Below are 23,556 nucleotides of genomic sequence, written 5' to 3' on the forward strand. Positions count from 1 at the left end.
TCCGGATGCGCCACCAACTTATCAATGTGCAACTCATCATTGTTCAACCAGGTCTCGGTCAGCACCCGATAATGCTCCATGTCGCGGCACCGCATGCGCAGGCTGTAGTCGAACGGCCCGCTGATCAACTGGCATTCGAACACCTGCGGGCAGGCTTTGACGCAAGCTTCGAAGGCCTTTTGCGCCGAGCGCCCGCTTTGGTTGGACAAGGCCACCTCCCCACCCCAGGCAGGGCTTAGGGGGGAGGGGCACCAAAAGGCGAGGGAATTGCTAACGGGGACAGATTTATTTGTTTAAGGCATCTTCAAAAAAAGACGATATGCTTTTCATGGATTTACGGGTTACATCTACTATTGATGCCATGGAAGTTCCACCTTTGTTTTGCGACTCCAGTACACCTAATACAATGATGTAGGCTACTATAAGTGCGTAATATGCGTGGGCATAGGTTTTTATCGACGCCTTGCTACTCCTAAATGGCGAAAATGCTTCCCCGTGAAAACGTTCGTGTCTGTATGTGGAGAGCAATATTTCCAGTAATGATGTCAGTTTTTCTTTTGGTAAAAGTAGGTTGGCTGGATTTGACAAATTTAAGGTTGAAGATGCGTCGTCGGGGTTTTTCGGGATTTTCTTTAATGGTGCAGATTGTCGAAAGAAAAGACACATTAGCCGGCCTGCGTTTCTCCTGTCCTCATAGTTTAGGCTTAAGAATAATTCCGGGGTGTCGGGGGCTGTAATTAGGAACTTTTTGCAAAAATCTTTATATCGCTGTTTTCCTAAACTGCGCTCTGCGCGCTTCTTCATGTGCTCGCTGTGTGGAGGATTGCTCTCTATTTGACAGTCCAATATGCGAGATGCCGCATAGTCAGCAGTTTGTTGCGGTATATGCTCTGATAGAAGCTCTGTAATGACAGTCCACTCAGTAGGATGAACGCTGAAAAAATGGTCTGCCATAGCTTGCATGCGTGAGCGGCTTGGTTTTTCAAAAATGTTTAAGTTTTGATCGATGACTTTGTAAAGGCTATCGAACGCCGCATCTGGACGTTGAGGCAGACAGTCTAAGCAGTCTAATATATGGCCTACTGCGGCATTAAAAGGTTCGTCTTTGTCATCTGGTTTGAGTTTGGCTGTAACAAATATTTGCTGAATATTATGTGTTGCCATCTTCTGTATTAAATCGCGCTCACAAGGGAATAATTCTACGGCAGGCCAGTTGTTATGGTTTGAAACGCGAATGGTGCTAGTGCTATCAGACATGGAATGAGATCCTCCGTGATTTATATGGAAATGTAGCGTGTTCGGTCCGTGTTTTGTAGTGTGCTTTTATCAGTGATAACTGTATTGTTTGTTTTGGTAGTCGGGTGATCGTCAAGCGTTAATGTTTTTTGTTTTTAGATGGTTGTTTTTTTAATTAGAAAGGGATGTCGTCGTCTTGCACGAAATAATCCAATTCGACTTCATATAGCTGAAGTTCGCGCTCTTCCCCAGTCTGGGAGGGAGGTGCTTTTAAGAACGTAATCTTGCCTTCCTCTATATCCAATATGAGTTGAGTCTCAAATGTATCTAAGCTTGCCGCTATGAGTCGGCGGCGTTTCCCTAAGAGTCCTAGAAGGTTGATTGACGTGCCTGATTTATGTTGTGATGCGCAACTCTCCAGCAATCTTATGAAGTCTGCGTAATTTTCTGCTACGGTCTCTAGTCCGGCTGCACGACTTTCTAAAATGAAAACAGTGTTCAAAAGATGTTCAACGATCTCCAGTGCGATTCGAATATCTAATGGTTTTGGTTGTTTTATTTCATGCGCAGCATCATTTCCTAAAAAGCGGATGGCGTGTAATCGTTTTTTATCGCCATTGGAAACATGGCCGGCTTTGAAAAGCTGGTCAATTCTTCGTTGTAGATTTGTGCCTGAGATATCAAGGTGATTACAAACTGCTTCAATGCAGGCCCTTAATCCAATGCTGCCCAATACGTTGTTATATTGGCTCAGTGCTTTCACGCTTTGTAGGTATATTGTGCTGATTAGCGGCGGGAGAAGGTGTGTGTGCGTTAATCCATGGTGATTTTTTACCACGCTGGGATAAACATCGAAAGATACCGCGTGATGGAGGCCGTTTTCATCTTCTTCTATTTCATCAAAGTCTTCATGTTTCATTTGAAAGGAGTAGGTATGACATCCTTGGCAGCGAATAATGCGCCAGCTATCTAACTCGTTAGCCCACCACTCTTCAACTCTGTTTGTCACTTCTGCGGAAATTTCATGCCGAGTGGAGCGGGCGCAAGAACGACAATCACTTTTCACAATCTCAAGGGCCGTCAAAGTAGAACCTCATATCCCGGGAGCTATACTTTATTCGAGTAATGGCCGTACGCTACTACCTGCGGTGCGGCTTGTCCAGCGCCAACTGACACAATGGTCGTAGATCGATAACAGGACTTTTGTTGCGTAGTTTTAGGAGCGCTGCATGCCATGGCGATGCCCCAAAGCAACTTTTGATTACTACGGGAAAGGAGTGGCTCAGGCCAAGTCAGTAGCGGTGTTTTTGACTACCGCGAGTTCCGGATGCGCCACCAACTTATCAATGTGCAACTCATCATTGTTCAACCAGGTCTCGGTCAGCACCCGATAATGCTCCATGTCGCGGCACCGCATGCGCAGGCTGTAGTCGAACGGCCCGCTGATCAACTGGCATTCGAACACCTGCGGGCAGGCTTTGACGCAGGCTTCGAAGGCCTTTTGCGCCGAGCGCCCGCTTTGGTTGGACAAGGCCACCAGCACCAGCAGCGACAGCCCCGGTGAGACCATCTGCACATCGATGATCGCCCCATACCCACGGATCACCCCGCGTCGCTCCAGTTTGCGCACCCGTTCCAGGCAGGGCCTGGGGGTGAGGTGCACCAGTGACGAGAGCTTTTCGTAGGTGATACGCCCCTGATGCCTGAGTACGTCGATGATCGCTTCGTCGATGCGATCCAGCGTAGGGGAAGAATGGGGTCCGTTGGCCTTGGTATCCATGAGTTCACTTCAAACGGTTGGAAAGAAATTGCTGCAAGCGTTCGCTGGTGGGATGGTCGAGGATCTCGGCGCCGCCGTGTTCCTCGACTCGGCCCTGGTGCAGGAACAGCACTTGGCTGGACACCTGGCGGGCAAAGCCCATTTCGTGGGTGACCATCAGCATGGTACGACCTTCCTCGGCCAACGTCTGTATGACTTTGAGCACTTCTCCTACAAGTTCCGGGTCCAGGGCCGAGGTGGGTTCATCGAACAGGATAATCTCCGGTTCCATTGCCAGCGCGCGCGCAATGGCCACGCGCTGCTGCTGGCCACCGGACAGGAACGCCGGATATTGGTCCGCCACGCGGCTCGGCAGGCCGACCTTGTCCAGGTACAGCCGCGCACGCTTCTCGGCTTCGGCGGCGCTCACGTTCAGCACCCGGCGCGGGGCCATGGTGATGTTTTCCAGCACGGTCATGTGGCTCCACAGGTTGAAGTGCTGGAACACCATGGCCAGGCGCGTACGCAGGTTTTGCAGTTGCGCCTGGTGCGGCGCACGGGTGCCGGCGCGGCCTGGTTGCATTTCGATGCTGATACCGTCCAGGGTGATCACCCCGGCGTCAGGCTGTTCCAGAAAGTTGATGCACCGCAGCATCGTGCTTTTGCCCGAACCGCTGGCGCCGATCAAGCTGATCACATCGCCCTGGCGTGCGTTGAGGGACACGCCCTTGAGCACTTCGTGTTCGCCGTAGCGTTTATGGATACCTTCGACTTGCAGCTTGATGGCCGCCGTGGCGGTGTTGCCGACGGGTACATCCATTGGATAAGCGGCCAGGGCCTGCGCGGACTGATTCATGAGTTAGCCTCGGGTAGGAACAAGAAAGCGCATCCAGCGACGTTCGGCCAGCCTGAACAGGCCCACCAGTGCAAAGGACAGCAGCATGTAGAGCAGGGCGGCGATGCCGAACGCCTGGAAGGTCAGGAACGTCTCGGCATTCGCATCGCGGGCGACCTTGAGGATGTCGGCGACGGTGGCGGTGAACGCCAGCGACGTGGCGTGCAGCATCAGGATCATTTCATTGCTGTAGGCCGGCAGGGCGCGACGCAAGGCGGCGGGCACGATCACAAACAGGTTCAGCCGCCAGCCGTGCAAGCCATAGGCGCGTGCCGCTTCGAGCTCGCCATGGGGGATGTTGCGGATCGCCCCGGCGAAGATTTCCACGGTATAGGCGCAGGTGTTGAGCACAAACGCCAACAGCGTGCAGTTCAGCGCATTGCGGAAAAACTGGTTGAGCAGGGCGTTGTCCTGCACCACTTCCAGGCTGTACAGCCCGGTGTAGCAAATCAGCAGTTGGATATACAGCGGCGTGCCACGGAACAAATAGGTGTAGACCTCCACCGGCCAGCGCAGCCAGAAGTGCTCTGAGACGCGTGCCAGCGCCAGGGGGATCGACAGGCCAAAGCCCAGCACCACCGAGATAATGAACAGCCACAAGGTCATGGCAACACCGGACACGCCGCTGCCATCGCTGAACAGGTAGGCCAGGCCGTATTGCTGGAACAGTTCGATCATCGCGCCATCCCCTTGATGCCCAGGTTATAGCGCCGTTCCAGGAGCTTGAAGATGCGGTTGGAGAGGGTGGTAATCAACAAGTACACCAGACCGGCGAGGATCAGGAAGTACAGCGGCTCACTGGTGGATTTGCCGGCGTTCTGCGCGGCCTTGACCAGGTCTGACAGGCCGATGATCGACACCAGCGCCGTGGACTTGAGCAGCACCAGCCAGTTATTGCCCAGGCCCGGCAGGGCAAAGCGCATCAGTTGCGGGAACAGCACCAGGTGAAAGCGCTGCCAGCGGCTCAGGCCGTAGGCGGTGGCGGCTTCCAGTTGGCCCGCCGGCACACTGAGGATCGCGCCCCGGAAGTTCTCGGTGAAATATGCGCCGTAGATAAAGCCCAGGGTGATCACCCCGGCGGTAAACGGGTCGATTTCAACGTAGTCCCAGCCGAACGCTTCGGTCAGGTCGTTGAGCCACAGTTGCAGGCTGTAGAAGATCAGCAGGATCAGCACCAGGTCCGGCACGCTGCGGATCAACGTGGTGTAGAGCGTGGCCGGCACGCGCAGCCATTTGGCGCTGGAGAGTTTGGCACCCGCGGCGACCAGGCCCAGGGTAAGGCTCAGGGCCAGGGCGAGGAACGCCAGCTTGAGCGTCATCCAGGCACCCTGGGCCAGCATGGGGCCGTAGCCTTGCAGGTTGAGGAGGTCGTTCATGGAAAGGAGATCTCTTTTTATGTAGGAGCGAGCTTGCTCGCGAAAAACTCAAGGGCGCCGCGTTCATGCTGGTTTAACGCGTTATCGTTGACGATTTTCGCGAGCAAGCTCGCTCCTACAGGGGATTTTGCTAGCGCGGGGATTACTCGTTGTAGATGTCCTGATCGCCAAAGTATTTCTTCTGGATCTGGGCGTAGGTGCCATCGGCCTGGACGGCGGCGATGCCCTTGTTGATCAGCTCGCGCAATGCCTGGTCGTTCTTGCGCAGGCCCATGGCAATGTCCAGGGGCAGGGTCGGGTCCTTGAAGGCCGGGCCGGTCTTGAAGTCGGCGCCTTCGGGCTTGGACAGGAAGTTGAGCTGGGCTTCGAGCTTGTCCGTCAGGGTGGCGTCGAGGCGGCCGTTTTGCAGGTCGGCGTAGTTCTGTTCCTGGGACTGGTACGCCTTGATCTGTGCACCGAGCTTGGCCAGGTGCGTGCGGGCATAGGCTTCCTGCAACGAGCCTTGCAGCACGCCAACTTGCTTGCCGTTGAGCGACTCGGGGGTATCACCGAAGGTGGCGTTTTTGCGGGTGATCACCGAGGTGGGGCTGAGGAACAGGCGGTCGGTGAAATCGATGACTTTCTCGCGGGCCGGGGTTACGGCCATGGAAGACATGATCGCGTCGAACTTGCGCGCACGCAGGGCCGGGATCATGCCGTCGAATTCGTTGTGCACCCAGGTGCATTTCACTTCGAGCTTGGCGCAGATGGCGTTGCCCAGTTCGATATCGAAGCCTTGCAGGCTGCCATCGGCGGCGACGGATTCGAAGGGCGGGTATTCGGGGAACACGCCAAACCGGATTTCTTTCCAGTCTTGGGCGTGGGCAGCAGTGGCGCACAGTGGCAACAGCAACGCAGCGAAGAGTGATCGCAGAGGAGTCATGTGTCGGTCCCTATATTTTGTAATTGATGTCAGGGGCAGTGAATAACTGGGAGCAGAGAATGCTTCATGATGGTGCGTTTTTTGTGTCGTTTACCCCCTGTGCAAAGCGCAAATTGCGCTGTTAAAACAAGCAATGCAGCGGAATCGGCTGCGGCACCGGCAAAATCGGCTTTCAACCTGTGTAAATCTGGCCTGCCTTGGGCGCAAAGCGGCAGGCCAGAGCGGTCTCAGGCGCGCTTTTTATGCTGTGCCAAAGGTTGCTGGGCCAGGCGTGCAAACAGGTCTTTCGGGTCGGCCAGGTCTGGCACCAGCTCCAGCTCACTGCCCACTTCCAACGCCTTGGCCACGTCCAGTACATAGCGCAGGGCCGAGTAGTCTTCGATGGCGAAACCCACCGAGTCGAACAGGGTGATTTGGCGGTCATTCTCGCGGCCGGGCTGTTGGCCATTGATCACTTGCCACAGCTCGGTGACCGGCGAATCTTCCGGCATGTGCTGGATTTCGCCTTCGATGCGGCTTTGCGGTTCGTACTCGACGATCACCCGGGCGCGCTCGACGATGCGTCGATCCAGCTCGGTCTTGCCCGGGCAGTCACCGCCCACGGCATTGAGGTGCATGCCCGGCTCGATCATCTCGTCAGTCAGGATGGTGGCGTAGGCTTTGTCGGCCGTAACGGTGGTGACAATGTCCGCGCCTTTGACCGCCTCGGCGACGCTGGCGGCCAGGATCACCTTGATAGCCGGGAACGCCTTGAGGTTGGCGGCGAGCTTGGCGGTGGCCTGGGGGTCGATGTCGAACAGGCGGATTTCAGTAATGCCGAGCATGGCGTGGAAGGCCAGGGCCTGGAACTCGCTCTGGCAGCCGTTACCGATCAGCGCCATGCTGCGGCTGTTGGCGCGGGCCAGGTAGCGGGCGACCAGGGCCGAGGTGGCAGCGGTGCGGATCGCGGTGGTGAGGGTCATTTCCGCCAGCAGCACCGGTTTGCCGGTGTCGACGTCGCCCAAGGCACCGAACGCCATCACGGTGAGCATGCCGGCCAGGGTGTTTTTCGGGTGGCCGTTGACGTATTTGAAGGCGTACAGCGAGGCGTCGGATACCGGCATCAACTCGATCACGCCATCCGGTGAGTGGTTGGCCAGGCGCGCGCATTTTTCGAACTCCTGCCAGCGCAGGTAGTCGGCGCGAATGTAGTCGGCCATCTCGGTGATGCAGGTTTGCAGGCCTTTTTGCGAAACCAGGTAGCTGAGGTCGTTGACGTCGATATAACGGGTCATGGCAAGACTCCTTATTGAAATGAGGGACGGGCCGGCAGATGCACTTCGGCCAGCATGCAGCGGGCACTGCCGCCGCCGATGCGTTCGATGTTGTCAATGTTCACCACCACCGGCCGCGTATGGCGCTCCACGTGCTGGCGCTGCGCCGGATGCAGGGCGCCCCAGGCACTGGCGGACATCACCAGCAACGGCTGGCCGTCCCGGTCGTGGACTTCCAGCATGTTGCCGGCGAAGGCTTCCAACTGTTCAAAATCCAGGCTGAGGATGTCCTTGCCGGTGTCGCGCAGGGAGCGCTCCAGGGCCAGGCGCTCGCTGTCGTCGGGCAGGGCTTGCAGGCACACCACCGCGAGGTCACGGCCAACGCTCATCATCACGTTGCTGTGATAGATGGGGGCCTGGTGGCGGTCCAGGGCGTGGAACACGCAGAGTTGGTAATCGAGGCGTTCGGCAAACTGGCGCAACGCCGCGTGGTGGGTGCGCCCCGAATGGCAGGCGTAGCTGATGCGGTGCTGGCGGTCGAGCACCATGCTGCCGGTGCCTTCCAGGAAGATGTTCTGTTGTTCCAAGTGGCTGAGGTCGATGGTGGTGTGGATTGCAAAGCGTTGCTCCAGGACTTGCAGCACGCCCTTGTTGCGCTCCAGTCGGCGGTTCTGGCCTTCCATGGGGTAGAGCACCAGGCTGCCGTCGGCATGGCTGCTCCACCAGTTGTTGGGGAAGATCGAGTCGGGCGTGTGGGGCGCCGGCGTGTCCTGCACCACCAGCACCTCCACACCCTGCTGGCGCAGGGTGTCGACATAACCGTCGAACTCCTCCAGCGCTTTGTGCTGTGCACTGAGCGGGTCCAGCGGCGGGCGTTGGAAACGGTTGTTGATCGCGGTATCCGGGTTGAAGGCAAAGCGCGCCGGGCGGATCATCAGGACGGTGTTGGTGGTTTGCATGGGGGCACGGGTCCGTTGGGGATCTTGTGCCGCTATTTTGTGCGTTGTGGGGAAAGGATCCCGGCTGAAACAGCGGGGTGGCTCAGCCAAGAAAGCTGAAAACGGGAGTGGCGCAGCCGAATCGGCTGTCGGATTGAAATGTGGACCAATGTGGGAGCGGGCTTGCTCGCGAATGCGGTCTGTCTGCACTGAATCTGGTGACTGACACTCCGCATTCGCGAGCAAGCCCGCTCCCACATTGGTATTGTTGTGGCTGTTATAGCGCTGTCAGCCAGGAGGAACCATGTCTACCGCTGTTCGCCTTGCCCAACCCTCAGATGCCGAGGGCATCAGTGAAGTCATCCTGGCTGCGCTGCACAGCAGCAACGCACGTGATTACCCCGCAGATGTGATTGCGCGGGTTGCCAGCAACTTCACCCCCGACGCGGTGCTGGCGTTGCTCCAGCGGCGGGTGGTGCTAGTGGCAACGGAGGATCAACTGATCGTCGCTACGGCGGCGCTTGATGGCAATGTGGTGCGCTCGGTGTTCGTCAACCCGGCGCTGCAAGGGCAGGGCATCGGCCGGTTATTGATGATCGAGATCGAACTGCGCGCCCGTGAAGCCGGCGTGACGGTCTTGAGCGTGCCGTCCTCGCTGACGGCGCAAGCCTTCTACGCCAAGCTGGGCTTTCACAACGTGCGTGACGTGTACCACGGCAACGAGCGCACGTTGGTGATGGAAAAGGCGCTGTTGTCCCGCCACCCCATCGGGCCGTATCGCGACCGTGAGCATCGTGCCCAAGTGATTGAGTTATGGCAGCAGGCGTTTGGCTATGACACGGCCCATAACCTGCCGAGCCTGGCGATTGATAAGAAACTGGCGGTCAATGACGGGTTGTTCTTTGTTGCCACCGACAACAAAGCTGTGATCGGTACCATCCTCGCCGGCTATGACGGGCATCGTGGCTGGTTGTATTCGGTGGCGGTACATGCCGACTATCGGCGCCATGGCCTGGGATCGTCGCTGGTGCGCTATGCCGAACAGGCATTGACGGCGCTGGGTTGCATGAAGATCAACCTGCAGATCACCGGCGGCAATGACGCGGTGGTGGGGTTTTATGAGGCGCTGGGGTATGGGGTGGAGCCGAGGATCAGTATGGGCAAGAAGATTGCCGAGAATATTGCGCCACGCTCTTGAAGGCGCAGAAACCAGTGTGGGAGCTGGCTTGCCTGCGATAGCGGTGTGTCTGTAGCCAATATGCTGGCTGACAGATCGCTATCGCAGGCAAGCCAGCTCCCACAGGGTTTTGTGGTGCAGCTGGCTTTTGTGGCTATCAGACCTTGACGATCCAACCCGCTGGCGCTTCCACGTCACCGGTCTGCACACCGGTCAGCTCTTTGTAGAGCTTCTGGGTGATCGGGCCCACTTCGGTCTCGCTGTGGAACACGTGCAGCTTGCCGTTGTACTGGATGCCGCCGATCGGCGAGATCACCGCAGCGGTACCGCAGGCGCCGGCTTCCTTGAATTGGTCCAGCTTGTCGATGAACACTTCGCCCTCGACCACTTCCAGGCCCAGGCGGGTCTGGGCCAGTTCGATCAGCGACAGGCGGGTGATGCCTGGCAATACCGAAGGCGAACTCGGCGTGATGAACTTGTTGTCGTGGGTGATCCCGAAGAAGTTGGCCGAGCCGACTTCTTCGATTTTCGAATGGGTCATCGGGTCCAGGTAGATCGCGTCGGCGAAGCCGAATTTCTTCGCTTCCGAACCGGGCATGAGGCTGGCGGCGTAGTTGCCACCGACCTTGGCGGCACCGGTGCCTTGCGGTGCGGCGCGGTCGTAGCCGGAAATCTGGAAGTTGTGCGGCACCAGGCCGCCCTTGAAGTAGGCACCGACCGGGATGCAGAACACCGAGAAGATGAACTCCGGCGCGCTACGCACGCCGATGTTGTCACCGGTGCCGATCACGAACGGGCGCAGGTACAGCGCGCCGCCACTGCCGTACGGCGGGATGAAGCGCTCGTTGGCCTTGACCACTTGCTTGCACGCGTCGATGAACGCGTCGGTCGGCACTTGTGGCATCAGCAGGCGGCCACAGCTGCGCTGCATGCGGGCGGCGTTCTGGTCAGGGCGGAACAGGTTGATCGAACCGTCCTTGCAACGGTAGGCCTTCAGGCCCTCGAAGCATTGCTGGCCATAATGCAGGGCAGTGGAGCCCTCGCTGATGTGCAGCACATTGTCGTCGGTCAGGGTGCCTGCTTGCCATTCGCCGTTTTTCCAGACCTGGAGAAACCGCTTGTCGGTCTTGATGTAGTCAAAACCCAGCTTGTCCCAATTGATGCTCTCGTTACCCATGACACCCTCTATCTCTGGTCAAGTCGGATTTTTTTCTGGATGGGCGAACAATACTGCATTCACAGGGCTGTTCGCATCCCCTGTAGGAGCGAGCTTGCTCGCGAAGAACGCAAAGGCGCCGCGTTTAATCTGCTGGCCCGCGTTATCGTTGGCGATTTTCGCGAGCAAGCTCGCTCCTACAGGGGGTTGTGTTTTTACAGGTGCAACGCGTGGCCCAACGCCCGCAACGCCGCTTCCTGCACCGCTTCACCCAGGGTCGGGTGGGCGTGGATGGTGCCGGCCACGTCTTCCAGGCGTGCGCCCATTTCCAGGCTCAGGCCGAACGCGGTCGACAGCTCGGATACCCCAGCCCCCACGGCTTGCCAGCCAACAATCAGGTGATTGTCACGCCGCGCCACCACCCGCACGAAGCCGGCTTTGGACTCCAGCGTCATGGCCCGGCCATTGGCGGCGAACGGGAAGCTCGACACGATGCAGTCCAGGCCGGCCGCCTTGGCCTCGTCCGGTGTCTGGCCGACCACCACCAGTTCCGGGTCGGTAAAGCACACCGCGGGTATCGCCGCCGGGTTGAATTTGCGGGCTTTGCCGCTGATCAGTTCGGCAACCATTTCGCCCTGGGCCATGGCCCGGTGCGCCAGCATCGGCTCGCCACTGAGGTCGCCAATGGCATACACGTTACGCATGCTGGTCTGGCAGCGGCTGTCGATCTTGATCGCCGCGCCGTTCATGTCCAGGTTCAGCGCTTCGAGGTTCCAGCCTTGGGTGTTGGGTTTGCGCCCCACGGCTACCAACACCTGATCGGTGTCCAGCGCCAGGGTGTCGCCGTTGGGCGCACGCACTTGCAGTTTGCCGTCGGTAAAACCGGTGACGCTGTGTTCCAGATACAGCTTCACGCCGAGTTTCTTCAGGGATTCAGCCACCGGCAGGGTCAGTTCGGCGTCGTAGGCCGGCAGGATGTGCGCTTGGGCCTCGACCACACTGACCTCGGCACCGAGCTTGCGGTAGGCGATACCCAGCTCCAGGCCGATATAGCCACCGCCCACCACGATCAGGCGCTTGGGCACGCGGGTCGGTGCCAGGGCCTCGGTGGAGGAGATGATCGGCCCGCCAATCGGCAGCATCGGCAGGTTGACGCTCTTCGAGCCGGTGGCCAGCAGCAGGTGTTCGCACTGGATGCGCTGCTCGCCCACCTCGACGGTCTTGCCGTCGATGACCTTGGCCCAGCCATGGATCACCTGCACCTTGTGTTTTTTCAGCAGTGCGGCGACGCCGGTGGTCAGGCGGTCGACGATGCCGTCTTTCCATTCCACGCTCTTGCGGATGTCCAGGGTCGGCACATCCACTTCAATGCCCAGCTGCGAGCCCTGGCTATGGTGCACGGTTTGCTGGAATTGTTCGGCCACATGGATCAGCGCCTTGGAGGGAATGCAGCCGATGTTCAGGCAGGTGCCGCCCAGTGCCTGGCCTTCCACCAGGATGGTCGGGATGCCCAGTTGGCCTGCGCGAATCGCCGCCACATAACCGCCAGGGCCGCCGCCGATAATCAGCAGCGTAGTGTGCAATGTCTGAGTCATGCCCTTACTCCAGGAACAGGCTGGCGGGTTGTTCGAGCAGGCCGCGAATGGCCTGGATGAATTGCGCCGCGTCCATGCCGTCGACCACGCGGTGATCGAAGGAGCTGGAGAGGTTCATCATCTTGCGCACCACGATCTGGCCCTTGATCACCATCGGCCGCTCAACAATGCGGTTGACGCCGACGATGGCCACTTCCGGCAGGTTCAGCACCGGCGTGCTGACGATGCCGCCCAGAGCGCCAAGGCTGGTCAGGGTAATGGTCGAACCGGACAGCTCTTCACGGCTGGCCTTGCCTGTACGTGCGGCATTGGCCAAACGTGCGATTTCTTCGGCAGTGCCCCACAAGCTGCGGGCTTCTGCATGGCGTACCACCGGCACCATCAGGCCCACGTCGCTCTGGGTGGCGACGCCCACGTGCACGGCGCCGAGGCGCGTGATGACCTGGGCTTCGTCGTCGTAACGGGCGTTGATCTGCGGGAAGTCGCGCAAGGCGACAACCATGGCCCGCACGATAAACGGCAGCAGGGTCAGCTTGCCGCGTGTCGCACCGTGCTTCTCGTTGAGGTGCACGCGCAACTCGTCGAGGGCGGTGACGTCGATCTCTTCCACGTAGCTGAAATGCGCGGCGCGGCGGGTGGCGTCCTGCATGCGCTGGGCGATCTTGCGGCGCATGCCGATCACCGGGATCTGGTGTTCATCGTTGCGCTCGGCGTAAGGGTTGGCGGCGCTGGCACCCGTTGCCGGGCCCTGGCGCAAGTAAGCCTCCAGGTCTTCATGCAGAATCCGGCCCGCAGGCCCGGTGCCCTGCACCAGGCGCAGTTGAATCCCGGCATCCAGCGCGTGTTTGCGCACGGCAGGGGAGGCCAATGGGCGTTCGCTGGCTTCACGGGCCACGGGGGCTTGCGGTGCTTTCACTACAGGAGCGGGCTTGCTTTCTACCGGCGCTTGTACCGGTTTGGCTTCTGCCACAGGCGGGGCGACCTTCGCAGGTTCGGCAACCACCGGCACATCCTTGGTATTGCCTGCGCCTTCCACTTCAATGCTGATCAAAATACTGCCCACTGCCATGACCTCACCCGGCTCACCGCCCAGAGAAATCACCTTGCCATGGACCGGCGACGGAATATCCACCATCGCCTTGTCGGTCATTACGTCCGCCAGCACCTGGTCTTCAACCACCAGGTCGCCGACCTTTACATGCCATACCGACAATTCAACTTCCGCGATGCCTTCGCCAATGTCCGGCATCTTGATAACGTGCGTGCCCATTCAGACCTCCATGACCCGTTTCAACGCCGCGCCCACTCGGGACGGCCCTGGGAAATACGCCCACTCCTGCGCGTGCGGGTAGGGGGTGTCCCAACCGGTGACGCGTTCGATCGGCGCTTCCAGGTGGTGGAAGCAATGCTCTTGCACCAGCGAAACCAACTCGGCACCAAAGCCGCAGGTGCGCGTGGCTTCATGCACCACCACGCAACGGCCGGTCTTTTTCACCGACTTGACGATGGTCTCCAGGTCCAGCGGCCACAGGCTGCGCAGGTCGATGACCTCGGCGTCGATGCCGCTTTCTTCAGCGGCGACTTGCGACACATATACGGTGGTGCCGTAGGTCAGCACGGTCACGGCCGAGCCTGGGCGCACGATGGCGGCCACGTCCAGGGGCACGGTGTAGTAACCGTCCGGTACCTGGGCTTGGGGGTGTTTGGACCACGGCGTTACCGGGCGGTCGTGGTGGCCATCGAACGGGCCGTTATACAGGCGCTTGGGTTCGAGGAAGATCACCGGGTCATCGTTTTCGATGGAGGCAATCAGCAGGCCCTTGGCGTCATAGGGGTTGGACGGCATCACCGTGCGCAGGCCGCACACTTGCGTGAACACCGCTTCGATACTCTGGCTGTGGGTCTGGCCGCCATAGATGCCGCCGCCGCAGGGCATGCGCATGGTCAGTGGCGCGGTGAATTGACCGGCCGAGCGATAACGCAGGCGCGCCGCCTCGGAAATGATCTGGTCGGTGGCGGGGTAGACGTAGTCGGCGAACTGGATTTCGGCCACCGGGCGCAAACCATAGGCGCCCATGCCCACGGCCACACCGTCGATGCCGCTTTCCGAGATGGGCGCGTCAAACACCCGCGAGCTGCCGTACTTGGTCTGCAAGCCTTCGGTGCAACGGAACACGCCGCCGAAGTAGCCGACGTCCTGGCCGAACACCACCACGTTGTCGTCACGTTCAAGCATCACATCCATGGCCGAGCGCAGGGCCTGGATCATGGTCATGGTGGTGGTGGTCATGGCGGTTTCCAGTTCGATACTGTTGTTGTGGTCGTTCATGTCACACCCCCAGCTCTTGACGCTGGCGCTTCAAGTGCTCCGGCATCTCTTTATAGACATCCTCGAACATGGTCGCGGCGCTTGGAATCTGGCCACCGGCCAGGGTGCCGTACTGTTCGGCTTCCTTCTGCGCCTTGACCACTTCGGCTTCAAGTTCGGCACTGACCGCCGCGTGTTCCTCTTCGGACCACTGGCCAATCTTGATCAGGTGCTGCTTGAGGCGGGCAATCGGGTCGCCCAGGGGGAAGTGGCTCCAGTCGTCGGCGGGACGGTACTTGGACGGGTCATCGGAGGTGGAGTGTGGGCCGGCGCGGTAGGTGACCCATTCGATCAGGGTGGGCCCCAGGTTGCGGCGCGCACGCTCGGCAGCCCAGGCCGAGGCCGCGTACACGGCGATAAAGTCGTTGCCGTCCACGCGCAGGGAGGCGATGCCGCAACCGACGCCGCGTCCGGCGAAGGTGGTGGCTTCACCGCCAGCGATGGCCTGGAAGGTGGAAATCGCCCACTGGTTGTTGACCACGTTGAGGATCACCGGCGCGCGGTACACGTGGGCGAAGGTGAGGGCGGTGTGGAAGTCCGATTCAGCAGTGGCGCCGTCACCGATCCAGGCCGAGGCGATCTTGGTATCGCCCTTGATCGCCGAGGCCATGCCCCAGCCCACGCCCTGGACGAATTGGGTGGCAAGGTTGCCGGAAATAGTGAAGAAGCCCGCCTCCTTGACCGAATACATGATCGGCAACTGGCGGCCCTTGAGCGGGTCGCGCTCGTTGGACAGCAGTTGGCAGATCAGGTCTACCAGCGGCACGTCGCGAGCCATCAGGATGCTTTGCTGGCGGTAGGTGGGGAAGCACATGTCGTCGATATTCAAGGCCAGGGCCTGGGCGCTGCCGATGGCTTCTTCGCCAAGGCTTTGCATGTAGAACGACATTTTTTTCTGACGCTGGGCGACCACCATGCGGTTGTCGAAGATGCGCGTCTTGAGCATGGCGCGCATGCCGCGGCGCGTGATCTCGGTGGAGACACCCTCGGCCCACGGGCCCAGGGCCTGGCCCTGGTCGTCGAGCACGCGGATCAGGCCCTTGGCCAGGTCGGCGGTGTCGGCCGGTTCTACGTCGATGGCGGGTTTGCGTACCAGGCCGGCGTCGGTCAAGCGCAGGTAGGTGAAGTCGGTCTTGCAACCTGGGCGGCCCGAGGGTTCGGGAACGTGCAGGCGCAACGGTGCATACGGCTGGGTCATGGCTTTCTACGCTCTATCTTGTGAATTTCTTGTAGTGGGCGCGCTAGCTGACAGTCAGTCTTCGGGTAGAAGAAATCTTGTCCTACAACAATCATAGGCGTGGCGTAGAAGAATATTTATCTGTGTTTCGTTGCGCTGCCGGCCATTTGCGGATAAAAAAACTGCATAAACATAATAAACAGGTGATTTTGTCTCATGCGCAAACTGGACCGTACCGATATCGGCATTCTCAACGCCCTGCAGGAGAATGCCCGGATCACCAATGCCGACCTGGCCCGCTCGGTCAACTTGTCGCCCACGCCGTGTTTCAACCGGGTCAAGGCGATGGAAGAACTGGGGTTGATTCGGGAGCAGGTCACGCTGCTGGATGCTGATTTGCTGGGGCTGCACGTGAATGTGTTCATCCATGTGAGCCTGGAGAAACAGAACGAGCTGGCGCTGCAGCAATTTGAAGGGGCGATCTCGGACCGACCGGAGGTGATGGAGTGTTACCTGATGGCGGGTGACCCGGACTATTTGATCCGCGTGTTGGTGCCCACGATTCAGTCGCTGGAGCGTTTCATGATGGATTTTTTGACCAAGGTGCCGGGGGTGGCGAACATTCGCTCCAGCTTTGCCTTGAAGCAGGTGCGCTACAAAACCGCATTGCCATTGCCAGCCAACGGCATCAGCCTGGGTTCCTGATTCAATACGGGGCAAAATGTGGGGCTTGCCTGCGTGCCAGCCGACGTCAATCTACCTGACACTCCACGATCCAACTGTGGGAGCTGGCTTGCCTGCGATGACGGCCTGCCAGCCTACACCTATGTACCTGACACCCCCGCAATCCAACTGTGGGAGCGGGCTTGCTCGCGAAGGCGGTCTGACAGTCAACACAGTTGGATTGTGTACATAGCCATTGCTGCGGTAACGGCCACTTAGGGTTCCGCTCTGACAGCGGGTCACTTTTGGAAAAGAGCCCGGAATGCCGGCCCAGCCAAAAGTAACCAAAAGGGCTCTTGCCCCACCACTCGGCACCTCGCTTGGGCTCGGTGTGCCCGTAATCCGCCAGTGATTTGGGGGGCCGCCGCCACGCGCCATCCATGGCGCGGGGCGGCTAAACCGGCGTCCCTGCCGGTTTACCCCCCAAATCCCTGTCGAATTCCGGCCAGCGTGGTTTGACGGGGCGCCTAAGATCAAGATCAAAAGCAGAGCAAGAGCAAGAGCGACTCGCTTCGCATCGTGGTTACCGTTGATCGCTACAACGCTGTGCTTCTAGAGTTGGTTGAGGGGGATTTTCAGGTAGGTCACGCCGTTTTCTTCCGGCGGCGGCATATTCCCCGCCCGCACATTTACCTGTATCGCCGGCAGCAACAACGTCGGCATGCCCAATCCAGCATCGCGCTGGGTGCGCATCTGTACGAACGCCGCTTCATCCACGCCGTCATGCACATGGATATTGCCCGCCCGCTGTTCCGCCACGGTGGTCTGGCACTTCGCCTCTCGACCCTCGGGTGGGTAGTCATGACACACGTACAGCTTGGTGTCTGAAGGGAACGCCAGCAGCTTGCGCATCGACGCGTACAACTGCCGCGCATCACCGCCGGGGAAGTCGCAACGGGCGGTGCCGACGTCGGGCATGAACAGGGTGTCGCCCACCAGGATCAAGCGGCCGTCGATCAGATAGGCCATGTCGGCGGGGGTGTGTCCGGGCACATGCAACGCCTGGGCCTTCAAGTTGCCGATATGAAAGATCTCATCCGGCGCAAACAGGTGATCGAACTGCGAGCCGTCCACTCGAAATTCCGGCTCCAGGTTGAACAGGTTCTTGAACACCCCCTGCACCTTGCTGATGGATTCGCCGATCGCGATCTTGCCGCCCAAGGTGCGACGCAGGTAGGGCGCGGCGGACAGGTGGTCAGCATGGGCGTGGGTTTCCAGCAGCCACTGCACGTGCAGGCCATGCTCTCGCACAAAGGCAATCACCTTGTCGGCCTGGGCGGTGTCGGTGCGCCCGGACGCCGGGTCGTAATTGAGCACCGAGTCGACGATGGCACAGGGGCCGCCATCGGCTTCATAGACGATATAGGTGTAGGTCGACGATGCGTCATCCAGAAAGGCTTGAATCAACGCTGGCATGGCGGCCGCCTCTGTTAGGAAAAAGTGCTGAAGAAAAAAGTGGTTACAATCAGTTTACGTTTACACATAATGTTTTGAGCTTAAGTGACATAAAGGACCCGAGGCAAATGGAATCTACGTTGAGTGAGGGCGAGGTCGCCCAGTTGCGTGCATCGGCGTCCAAGGCCTGTGCCTTGCTCAAGGCCCTGGCCAATGAAGACCGCTTGTTGATCCTGTGCCAGTTGACCCAGGGCGAGCGCAACGTCGGTGAGCTGGAAGCCTTGACCGGCGTACGCCAGCCCACCCTGTCACAACAGTTGGGCATCTTGCGCGATGAAGGGTTGGTCGCCACCCGTCGGGAAGGCAAATACATTTTTTACGGGCTGGCCAGCCATGAAGTGATTCAAGTGATGAAGACCCTGTCCGGCCTGTATTGCGGCGCGGTCATAAAAAGCTGGGCGTGACGCCATCCGGCAGCGACCCTTGTGTGCATTGACTCAAAAAGGCAGTAGACAATGACCGAACAACACTGGGGACCCACCATCAGTGGCGATATCGTAGTCATCGGCGGCGGCTCGGCAGGCATCGGCCTGCTGGCCAGCCTGCTCAAGCGCGACCCGCACCTGAACATCACCCTCATCGAACCTAACGACTACCACTGCTACCAGCCGGCCTGGACCCTGGTCGGCGGCGGCGCCTACGACCTGCAAAAGACCCGCCGGCCCCTGGCCGATGTGCTACCCAATGGCGTTAGCTGGGTGCAGGCCGCCGTCAGCGAACTGCTGCCCGATGAGAACACCCTGGTGCTCGACAGCGGCCAGCGCGTCACCTGGAAGAACCTCATCGTCTGCCCCGGCCTGCGCCTGGCCTGGGAAAGAATCGAAGGCCTGCAAGACACCTTGGGCCAACACGGCGTCACCTCCAACTACAGCTATGAGCACGCCGCGTACACCTGGCAGTTGGTGCAGCAGCTCAAGGGCGGCAAGGCGTTGTTCACCCAGCCGGCCATGCCGATCAAATGCGCCGGCGCGCCGCAAAAAGCCATGTACCTGTCCTGCGACCACTGGCTCAAGCAGGGCAACCTCAAACACATCGACGTCGAATTCAACCTGGCCGGTGCCGCGTTGTTTGGTGTGCCGACCTTTGTGCCGCCTTTGATGAAGTACGTCGAAAAATACAACGCGCGCCTGGCGTTCAATTCCAACCTGGTGAAAGTCGATGGCCCGGCGCGCAAAGCCTGGTTTGAAGTCAAAGACGCCGAAGGCAACGCGACGGTCGAAGAGAAAACCTTCGACATGCTCCACGTCGTACCGCCGCAGGTCGCCCCGGATTTTATCCGCGAAAGCCTGCTCGCCGACGCCGCCGGCTGGTGCGAAGTGAACCCACACAGCCTGCAGCACCTGCGCTACCCGCACATCTTTGGCCTGGGCGATGTATGCGGCACCACCAACGCCAAGACGGCGGCAGCGGTGCGCAAGCAAATCGTGGTGGTGGCCGAAAACCTGCTGGCCCTGCGCAAACAGGCACCTTTGCCGCTCAAGTACGACGGCTACGGTTCCTGCCCACTGACGGTGGAGAAGGGCAAGGTGGTGCTGGCCGAGTTTGGCTATGGCGGCAAGTTGCTGCCGACTTTTCCCCTTGATCCTACTCGGGCACGCCGTTCGATGTGGTTCCTCAAGGCCACGCTGCTGCCGTGGTTCTACTGGAACGGCATGCTCAAGGGCCGCGAGTGGCTGACCCGCCTGAGCAAGGTGGACTGAATGCTGCTCGCCAGTCTGTTAGGGGTATTGATGGGCCTGGTCATGGGTTTGACCGGCGCGGGCGGCGGCATCCTCGGAGTGCCGGCGCTGGTGCTGGGGCTGGGCTTGACCATGACCCAGGCCGCGCCCGTGTCATTGCTCGCGGTGGGCGCAGCGGCAGCGGTGGGGGCCATCGATGGTTTACGCCATGGCCTGGTGCGTTACCGCGCGGCACTACTGATCGCGTTGCTCGGTGCACTGTTTTCGCCGCTGGGCGTGTTCGTCGCCCACCAACTCTCGGAACCGGTGCTGATGGGCCTGTTCAGCGCGCTGATGGTGCTGGTGGCCTGGCGCATGCTGCAACGGGAAAAGCGCGAGGCCGGGCCGAGTGACCATGGCGCGGCGTCGTGGGGCCAGAAGAATTGCATGCTCAACCAGCAGACCGGGCGCCTGGCCTGGACCGCCAAATGCAGCGCCACCCTCGCAGCGTTGGGCGCGGTGACCGGCGCCGTGTCGGGTTTGCTGGGCGTGGGTGGCGGCTTCCTGATTGTACCGGCGTTCAAGCAACTGACCGACGTGCAGATGCGCGGCATCGTCGCCACTTCCTTGATGGTGGTGAGCCTGCTGTCGCTGATCGGCGTGGCCGGTGCCTTTCATGCGGGCGTGAGTATCGAGCCAGTGGGTTGGGTGTTTATCGGCGCGAGTATCGTCGGCATGTTGGCGGGACGGCGGTTGTGTTCGGTGATCCCCGCGCGGGCCTTGCAAGTGGGGTTTGCTAGCCTGTGTGTGGTGGTGGCAGTCGGTATGTTGCTTAAAGCCTCTCTCTAAGAACGGCATGGATTGCAGTGTGGGAGCGGGCTTGCTCGCGAAGGCGTCGTGTCAGTCAATGCATCAGCAACTGATCTACCGCATTCGCGAGCAAGCCCGCTCTCACATTTAGCTGTGTCTGCCTGGGGATCAAATGCGTCCACGAGATGGCAAGATGAACGCCTCTCAGGTTACTGTTCCTCTGTGTAACGGATTCACCGGCCTTGCACCCCGGCTTACCAAGGTCACCGAATGGATAAATACACCCCCCACACCTGGCAACCCCACGAGCGGCCGAGCCTGCCTGGCTCGCCCTCGACGCCGCTGCACCCTACGCATAAGCGCTGGCTCTTCGCGATGGTCGGCGTGCTGGTGGCAATTACCGGCGGCCTGGGTAACGCCCTGGTTATCGCCAACCTGCAATACCTGCAAGGCGCCCTGGGCGCGACCACCGCGGAAATGGCCTGGCTGCCCGCCGCCTATGTGATGACCAACGTGTGCATGAACCTGCTGCTGGTGAAGTTTCGCCAGCAGTTCGGCCTGCGCGCGTTTACCGAGGTGTTCCTGGTGCTCTACGCGCTGGTGACCTTCGGGCATTTGTTCGTCAATGACCTCAGTTCGGCGATTGCGGTACGGGCCGCCCATGGCATGGTGGGTGCGGCGCTGAGTTCGTTGGGCTTGTACTACATGATCCAGGCATTCCCGGCCAAGTGGCGGTTGAAAGCCCTGGTGCTGGGGCTGGGCACCGCGCAGTTGGCGTTACCGCTGGCGCGGCTGTTTTCCGAAGACTTGCTGCAAATCGCTGAATGGCGCGGGTTGTATTTGTTCGAGCTGGGCCTGGCGCTGATCTGCCTGGGTTGTGTGTTCCTGCTCAAGCTGCCGCCGGGCGATCGCTTCAAGACCTTTGAAAAACTCGACTTCCTGACCTTTGCCATCCTCGCCAGCGGCGTGGCCTTGCTCTGCGCAGTGCTGTCTTTGGGGCGCATCGACTGGTGGCTGGAAGCGCCGTGGATCGGCGTGGCCTCGGCCTGTTCCCTGGTGCTGATCATGGCCGGGCTGGCCATCGAGCATAACCGCAGCAACCCCATGCTGATGACGCGCTGGCTGGGCAGCGGCGTGATGATCCGCCTGGCGCTGGCGGTGGTGCTGATTCGCATGGTGCTGTCCGAGCAATCCACCGGTGCGGTGGGGTTCATGCAGATGCTGAACATGAGCTACCAGCAGATGCATACCCTGTACGTGGTGATGCTGGCCGGCGCGATTGCCGGGCTGGTGGTCAGCGCGCTGACGATCAACCCGGCGCACCTGCTGATGCCGCTGATCATCTCCCTGGCGCTGATGGCGACAGGTTCGGTGATGGACAGTTTTTCCAGCAACCTGACCCGCCCGCAGAACCTCTATATCAGCCAGTTCCTGCTAGGCTTCGGCGGTACGTTCTTCCTGGGGCCGACCATGGTGCTGGGTACCAAGAATGTGCTGACCAACCCACGCAACCTGGTGAGCTTCTCGGTGATGTTCGGCATCTGCCAGAACCTCGGTGGCCTGATCGGCGCGGCGTTGCTGGGCACCTTCCAGATCGTGCGCGAGAAGTACCATTCGAGCATGATCGTCGAGCACCTGACCCTGATCGACCCGCTTGTGGCGGCGCGGGTGCAGAGTGGTGGGGCGGCCTATGGCAAGATCGTCGCCGACCCGGAACTGCGCAACCTCATGGGCATCCGCAGCCTGGCCACGGCGGCCACCCGTGAGGCGAACGTCATGGCTTACAACGATGTCTTCATGCTGATCGCGATTATCGCGATCCTGACCATGCTGTGGATCTTCACCCGCAGCCTGTGGCTGATGAGCACTACCAAAGCAACTCCTCCTGTTCAACCCAGCGGCGCGACTTCATGACCGAACCTTCAACCACCACCACGACCGCCATTGCCGCCACGCCGGAAGGCAGCACGCCACCGGGCGCGGTGCCCACCCAGTTACGGCCTTTGCGCGTGCGTATCATCTCGTCCCTGGGCTTTGCCGCCATCGCCATCATCGGTGTGCTGATCGTGCTGTACGCCTGGCAACTGCCGCCGTTCAGCAGCGCGGTGGAAACCACCGAGAACGCCTTGGTGCGGGGGCAGGTGACGATTATCGGCCCGCAGCTCAGCGGCTATGTGTTCGAAGTGCCGGTGCAGGACTTCCAGTACGTCAAGACCGGCGACCTGCTGGTGCGCCTGGACGACCGCATCTACAAGCAACGCCTCGACCAGGCCCTGGCGCAACTGGCGGTGCAGAAGGCCTCGTTGGCCAACGTGGTGCAGCAACGCAACAGCGCTGAAGCGACCATCAAGCTGCGCCAGGCCGCGTTGGTCGACAGCCAGGCCCAGGCACGCAAGAGCACTGCGGACTTGCGCCGCAATGAAGAGCTGATCAGCGATGGTTCGGTGTCCAAGCGCGAACTGGACGTGACCCGTGCCGCCAATGCCCAGACCATTGCCGCCGTGGCCCAGGCCCAGGCCAGCCTGGAAATTGCCCGCCAGGATTTGCAGACGGTGATCGTCAACCGCGGCTCCCTGGAGGCCGCTGTCGCGAGTGCCGAGGCGGCGGTGGAACTGGCGCGCATCGACCTGTCCAATACCCGCATCACGGCACCACGGGATGGCCAGCTCGGGCAGATCGGCGTGCGCCTGGGCGCTTACGTCAATTCCGGCGCGCAACTGATGGCGCTGGTGCCCAAGCAGTTGTGGGTGATTGCCAATATGAAAGAAACCCAGATGGACAATGTGCAGGTCGGCCAGCCGGTGACGTTCACCGTAGATGCGCTGAACCACCGCAAATTCCATGGCACGGTGCAGCATATTTCCCCGGCGACCGGTTCCGAGTTCAGCCTGTTGCAGGCCGACAACGCCACCGGCAACTTCGTCAAGATCGCCCAGCGGGTGCCCGTGCGCATCACCGTAGACCCGGACCAGGCCGAGAGTGAGCGCTTGCGACCGGGGTTGTCGGTGGTGGTGAGTATCGACACGGCGGGGCGCCTGAAAAACAGCCCACCCTGACT

Annotated in this window: 23 protein-coding genes and 1 pseudogene; 7 read left to right on the forward strand and 17 right to left on the reverse strand. The window is 60.1% G+C overall.

The features are described from left to right. The 10 genes and pseudogenes from MF6394_RS18110 to ctlX all read right to left on the reverse strand — a co-directional run. Positions 1 to 215, reverse strand: a pseudogene (locus MF6394_RS18110) (Lrp/AsnC ligand binding domain-containing protein); the annotation flags it as partial. Positions 216 to 285: 70 nt separating this feature from the next. Then, positions 286 to 1,257, reverse strand: coding sequence for a hypothetical protein (locus tag MF6394_RS33895; RefSeq protein ID WP_138183554.1), 972 nt, complete (start codon positions 1,255 to 1,257; stop codon positions 286 to 288). A 154-nt stretch (positions 1,258 to 1,411) separates the two neighbouring features. After that, positions 1,412 to 2,320 (reverse strand): DUF4145 domain-containing protein, encoded by a 909-nt coding sequence (locus MF6394_RS18115; RefSeq protein ID WP_138183555.1) that lies wholly within the window; start codon positions 2,318 to 2,320, stop codon positions 1,412 to 1,414. Positions 2,321 to 2,518: 198 nt separating this feature from the next. Continuing rightward, on the reverse strand, positions 2,519 to 3,016 hold the full coding sequence (locus MF6394_RS18120; RefSeq protein WP_078467204.1) for an Lrp/AsnC family transcriptional regulator: 498 nt from the start codon (positions 3,014 to 3,016) through the stop codon (positions 2,519 to 2,521). A gap of 4 nt (positions 3,017 to 3,020) precedes the next feature. Further along, on the reverse strand, positions 3,021 to 3,851 hold the full coding sequence (locus MF6394_RS18125) for an ABC transporter ATP-binding protein (protein ID WP_003192318.1): 831 nt from the start codon (positions 3,849 to 3,851) through the stop codon (positions 3,021 to 3,023). A gap of 3 nt (positions 3,852 to 3,854) precedes the next feature. Then, positions 3,855 to 4,568, reverse strand: coding sequence for an ABC transporter permease (locus MF6394_RS18130; RefSeq protein WP_044272478.1), 714 nt, complete (start codon positions 4,566 to 4,568; stop codon positions 3,855 to 3,857). Then, complete coding sequence (locus MF6394_RS18135) at positions 4,565 to 5,266, reverse strand: ABC transporter permease (RefSeq protein WP_078467205.1); 702 nt, start codon at positions 5,264 to 5,266, stop codon at positions 4,565 to 4,567. The genes MF6394_RS18130 and MF6394_RS18135 overlap by 4 nt, the downstream gene beginning before the upstream one ends. Positions 5,267 to 5,408: 142 nt before the next feature. Beyond that, the gene (locus MF6394_RS18140) at positions 5,409 to 6,188 is read right to left on the reverse strand and encodes an ABC transporter substrate-binding protein (protein WP_078467207.1); all 780 of its coding nucleotides are present in this window, start codon (positions 6,186 to 6,188) and stop codon (positions 5,409 to 5,411) included. A gap of 227 nt (positions 6,189 to 6,415) precedes the next feature. Next, positions 6,416 to 7,462 (reverse strand): ornithine cyclodeaminase, encoded by a 1,047-nt coding sequence (locus MF6394_RS18145; RefSeq protein ID WP_044272485.1) that lies wholly within the window; start codon positions 7,460 to 7,462, stop codon positions 6,416 to 6,418. 11 nt (positions 7,463 to 7,473) lie between these two features. Further along, positions 7,474 to 8,400, reverse strand: a complete 927-nt coding sequence (gene ctlX, locus MF6394_RS18150; protein ID WP_078467209.1) for a citrulline utilization hydrolase CtlX — start codon at positions 8,398 to 8,400, stop codon at positions 7,474 to 7,476. A 283-nt stretch (positions 8,401 to 8,683) separates the two neighbouring features. Between ctlX and MF6394_RS18155 the strand changes: the two genes are divergently transcribed. After that, positions 8,684 to 9,577, forward strand: coding sequence for a GNAT family acetyltransferase (locus MF6394_RS18155; protein WP_078467210.1), 894 nt, complete (start codon positions 8,684 to 8,686; stop codon positions 9,575 to 9,577). 136 nt (positions 9,578 to 9,713) lie between these two features. Here the strand turns inward: MF6394_RS18155 and MF6394_RS18160 are convergent, their stop codons facing one another. From MF6394_RS18160 to MF6394_RS18180, 6 genes are read right to left on the reverse strand one after another with little or no spacing between them, the layout of a single operon-like run. Beyond that, complete coding sequence (locus MF6394_RS18160) at positions 9,714 to 10,733, reverse strand: branched-chain amino acid aminotransferase (protein WP_044272491.1); 1,020 nt, start codon at positions 10,731 to 10,733, stop codon at positions 9,714 to 9,716. An 18-nt stretch (positions 10,734 to 10,751) separates the two neighbouring features. Continuing rightward, complete coding sequence (locus MF6394_RS34660) at positions 10,752 to 10,901, reverse strand: hypothetical protein (protein WP_161952169.1); 150 nt, start codon at positions 10,899 to 10,901, stop codon at positions 10,752 to 10,754. Between the two features lie 26 nt (positions 10,902 to 10,927). Further along, complete coding sequence (gene lpdA, locus MF6394_RS18165; RefSeq protein ID WP_069558980.1) at positions 10,928 to 12,307, reverse strand: dihydrolipoyl dehydrogenase; 1,380 nt, start codon at positions 12,305 to 12,307, stop codon at positions 10,928 to 10,930. A gap of 4 nt (positions 12,308 to 12,311) precedes the next feature. Then, positions 12,312 to 13,577 carry a dihydrolipoamide acetyltransferase family protein gene (locus MF6394_RS18170; protein ID WP_069558979.1) on the reverse strand — a complete coding sequence of 422 codons (1,266 nt, stop codon included), beginning with the start codon at positions 13,575 to 13,577 and terminating at the stop codon, positions 12,312 to 12,314. Further along, entirely contained in the window at positions 13,578 to 14,636 is a 1,059-nt protein-coding gene (locus tag MF6394_RS18175; protein ID WP_078467211.1) for an alpha-ketoacid dehydrogenase subunit beta, read from the reverse strand. A 1-nt stretch (position 14,637) separates the two neighbouring features. Further along, a complete protein-coding gene (locus MF6394_RS18180; protein ID WP_078467212.1) occupies positions 14,638 to 15,873 on the reverse strand; it encodes a 3-methyl-2-oxobutanoate dehydrogenase (2-methylpropanoyl-transferring) subunit alpha in 1,236 nt (411 codons plus the stop codon). A 195-nt stretch (positions 15,874 to 16,068) separates the two neighbouring features. On the opposite strand from MF6394_RS18180, the gene bkdR reads away from it, so the two are divergent. Continuing rightward, on the forward strand, positions 16,069 to 16,557 hold the full coding sequence (gene bkdR / locus MF6394_RS18185) for a Bkd operon transcriptional regulator BkdR (RefSeq protein WP_003174877.1): 489 nt from the start codon (positions 16,069 to 16,071) through the stop codon (positions 16,555 to 16,557). 570 nt (positions 16,558 to 17,127) lie between these two features. On the opposite strand, the gene MF6394_RS18190 is transcribed toward bkdR, so the two are convergent. Continuing rightward, positions 17,128 to 17,991 (reverse strand): MBL fold metallo-hydrolase, encoded by an 864-nt coding sequence (locus MF6394_RS18190; protein ID WP_044274646.1) that lies wholly within the window; start codon positions 17,989 to 17,991, stop codon positions 17,128 to 17,130. 107 nt (positions 17,992 to 18,098) lie between these two features. Here MF6394_RS18190 and MF6394_RS18195 point away from each other — a divergent pair, with 107 nt between their 5' ends. The 5 genes from MF6394_RS18195 to MF6394_RS18215 all read left to right on the forward strand — a co-directional run bounded on the left by MF6394_RS18195 (position 18,099) and on the right by MF6394_RS18215 (position 23,554). Beyond that, entirely contained in the window at positions 18,099 to 18,434 is a 336-nt protein-coding gene (locus MF6394_RS18195) for an ArsR/SmtB family transcription factor (protein ID WP_003174875.1), read from the forward strand. Between the two features lie 51 nt (positions 18,435 to 18,485). Then, positions 18,486 to 19,730, forward strand: a complete 1,245-nt coding sequence (locus MF6394_RS18200; protein WP_044274645.1) for an NAD(P)/FAD-dependent oxidoreductase — start codon at positions 18,486 to 18,488, stop codon at positions 19,728 to 19,730. After that, positions 19,731 to 20,537: a sulfite exporter TauE/SafE family protein gene (locus MF6394_RS18205; protein WP_069558764.1), complete on the forward strand. Its 807-nt coding sequence runs from the start codon at positions 19,731 to 19,733 to the stop codon at positions 20,535 to 20,537. Positions 20,538 to 20,768: 231 nt separating this feature from the next. Continuing rightward, the gene (locus MF6394_RS18210) at positions 20,769 to 22,412 is read left to right on the forward strand and encodes an MFS transporter (protein WP_003192300.1); all 1,644 of its coding nucleotides are present in this window, start codon (positions 20,769 to 20,771) and stop codon (positions 22,410 to 22,412) included. Next, positions 22,409 to 23,554, forward strand: a complete 1,146-nt coding sequence (locus MF6394_RS18215; protein WP_003192298.1) for an HlyD family secretion protein — start codon at positions 22,409 to 22,411, stop codon at positions 23,552 to 23,554. Before MF6394_RS18210 ends, MF6394_RS18215 begins: the two co-directional genes overlap by 4 nt. The last annotated feature ends 2 nt before the right edge of the window (positions 23,555 to 23,556 follow it).

The organism is Pseudomonas sp. MF6394 (assembly GCF_002018845.1).
Lineage (GTDB): Bacteria > Pseudomonadota > Gammaproteobacteria > Pseudomonadales > Pseudomonadaceae > Aquipseudomonas > Aquipseudomonas lactis.

Excerpts from the sequence above, each read along its gene's own strand:
- MF6394_RS18215 (WP_003192298.1), top strand. The coding sequence starts at position 22,409 with ATGACCGAACCTTCAACCACCACCACGACCGCCATTGCCGCCACGCCG.
- MF6394_RS18160 (WP_044272491.1), bottom strand. The coding sequence starts at position 10,733 with ATGGGTAACGAGAGCATCAATTGGGACAAGCTGGGTTTTGACTACATC.
- MF6394_RS18125 (WP_003192318.1), bottom strand. The coding sequence starts at position 3,851 with ATGAATCAGTCCGCGCAGGCCCTGGCCGCTTATCCAATGGATGTACCC.
- ctlX (WP_078467209.1), bottom strand. The coding sequence starts at position 8,400 with ATGCAAACCACCAACACCGTCCTGATGATCCGCCCGGCGCGCTTTGCC.
- MF6394_RS18190 (WP_044274646.1), bottom strand. The coding sequence starts at position 17,991 with ATGCCAGCGTTGATTCAAGCCTTTCTGGATGACGCATCGTCGACCTAC.
- MF6394_RS18135 (WP_078467205.1), bottom strand. The coding sequence starts at position 5,266 with ATGAACGACCTCCTCAACCTGCAAGGCTACGGCCCCATGCTGGCCCAG.
- MF6394_RS18170 (WP_069558979.1), bottom strand. The coding sequence starts at position 13,577 with ATGGGCACGCACGTTATCAAGATGCCGGACATTGGCGAAGGCATCGCG.
- MF6394_RS18140 (WP_078467207.1), bottom strand. The coding sequence starts at position 6,188 with ATGACTCCTCTGCGATCACTCTTCGCTGCGTTGCTGTTGCCACTGTGC.
- bkdR (WP_003174877.1), top strand. The coding sequence starts at position 16,069 with ATGCGCAAACTGGACCGTACCGATATCGGCATTCTCAACGCCCTGCAG.
- MF6394_RS18175 (WP_078467211.1), bottom strand. The coding sequence starts at position 14,636 with ATGAACGACCACAACAACAGTATCGAACTGGAAACCGCCATGACCACC.
- MF6394_RS18205 (WP_069558764.1), top strand. The coding sequence starts at position 19,731 with ATGCTGCTCGCCAGTCTGTTAGGGGTATTGATGGGCCTGGTCATGGGT.
- MF6394_RS18210 (WP_003192300.1), top strand. The coding sequence starts at position 20,769 with ATGGATAAATACACCCCCCACACCTGGCAACCCCACGAGCGGCCGAGC.
- MF6394_RS18200 (WP_044274645.1), top strand. The coding sequence starts at position 18,486 with ATGACCGAACAACACTGGGGACCCACCATCAGTGGCGATATCGTAGTC.
- MF6394_RS18155 (WP_078467210.1), top strand. The coding sequence starts at position 8,684 with ATGTCTACCGCTGTTCGCCTTGCCCAACCCTCAGATGCCGAGGGCATC.
- MF6394_RS18180 (WP_078467212.1), bottom strand. The coding sequence starts at position 15,873 with ATGACCCAGCCGTATGCACCGTTGCGCCTGCACGTTCCCGAACCCTCG.
- MF6394_RS33895 (WP_138183554.1), bottom strand. The coding sequence starts at position 1,257 with ATGTCTGATAGCACTAGCACCATTCGCGTTTCAAACCATAACAACTGG.
- lpdA (WP_069558980.1), bottom strand. The coding sequence starts at position 12,307 with ATGACTCAGACATTGCACACTACGCTGCTGATTATCGGCGGCGGCCCT.
- MF6394_RS18120 (WP_078467204.1), bottom strand. The coding sequence starts at position 3,016 with ATGGATACCAAGGCCAACGGACCCCATTCTTCCCCTACGCTGGATCGC.
- MF6394_RS18145 (WP_044272485.1), bottom strand. The coding sequence starts at position 7,462 with ATGACCCGTTATATCGACGTCAACGACCTCAGCTACCTGGTTTCGCAA.
- MF6394_RS18195 (WP_003174875.1), top strand. The coding sequence starts at position 18,099 with ATGGAATCTACGTTGAGTGAGGGCGAGGTCGCCCAGTTGCGTGCATCG.
- MF6394_RS18130 (WP_044272478.1), bottom strand. The coding sequence starts at position 4,568 with ATGATCGAACTGTTCCAGCAATACGGCCTGGCCTACCTGTTCAGCGAT.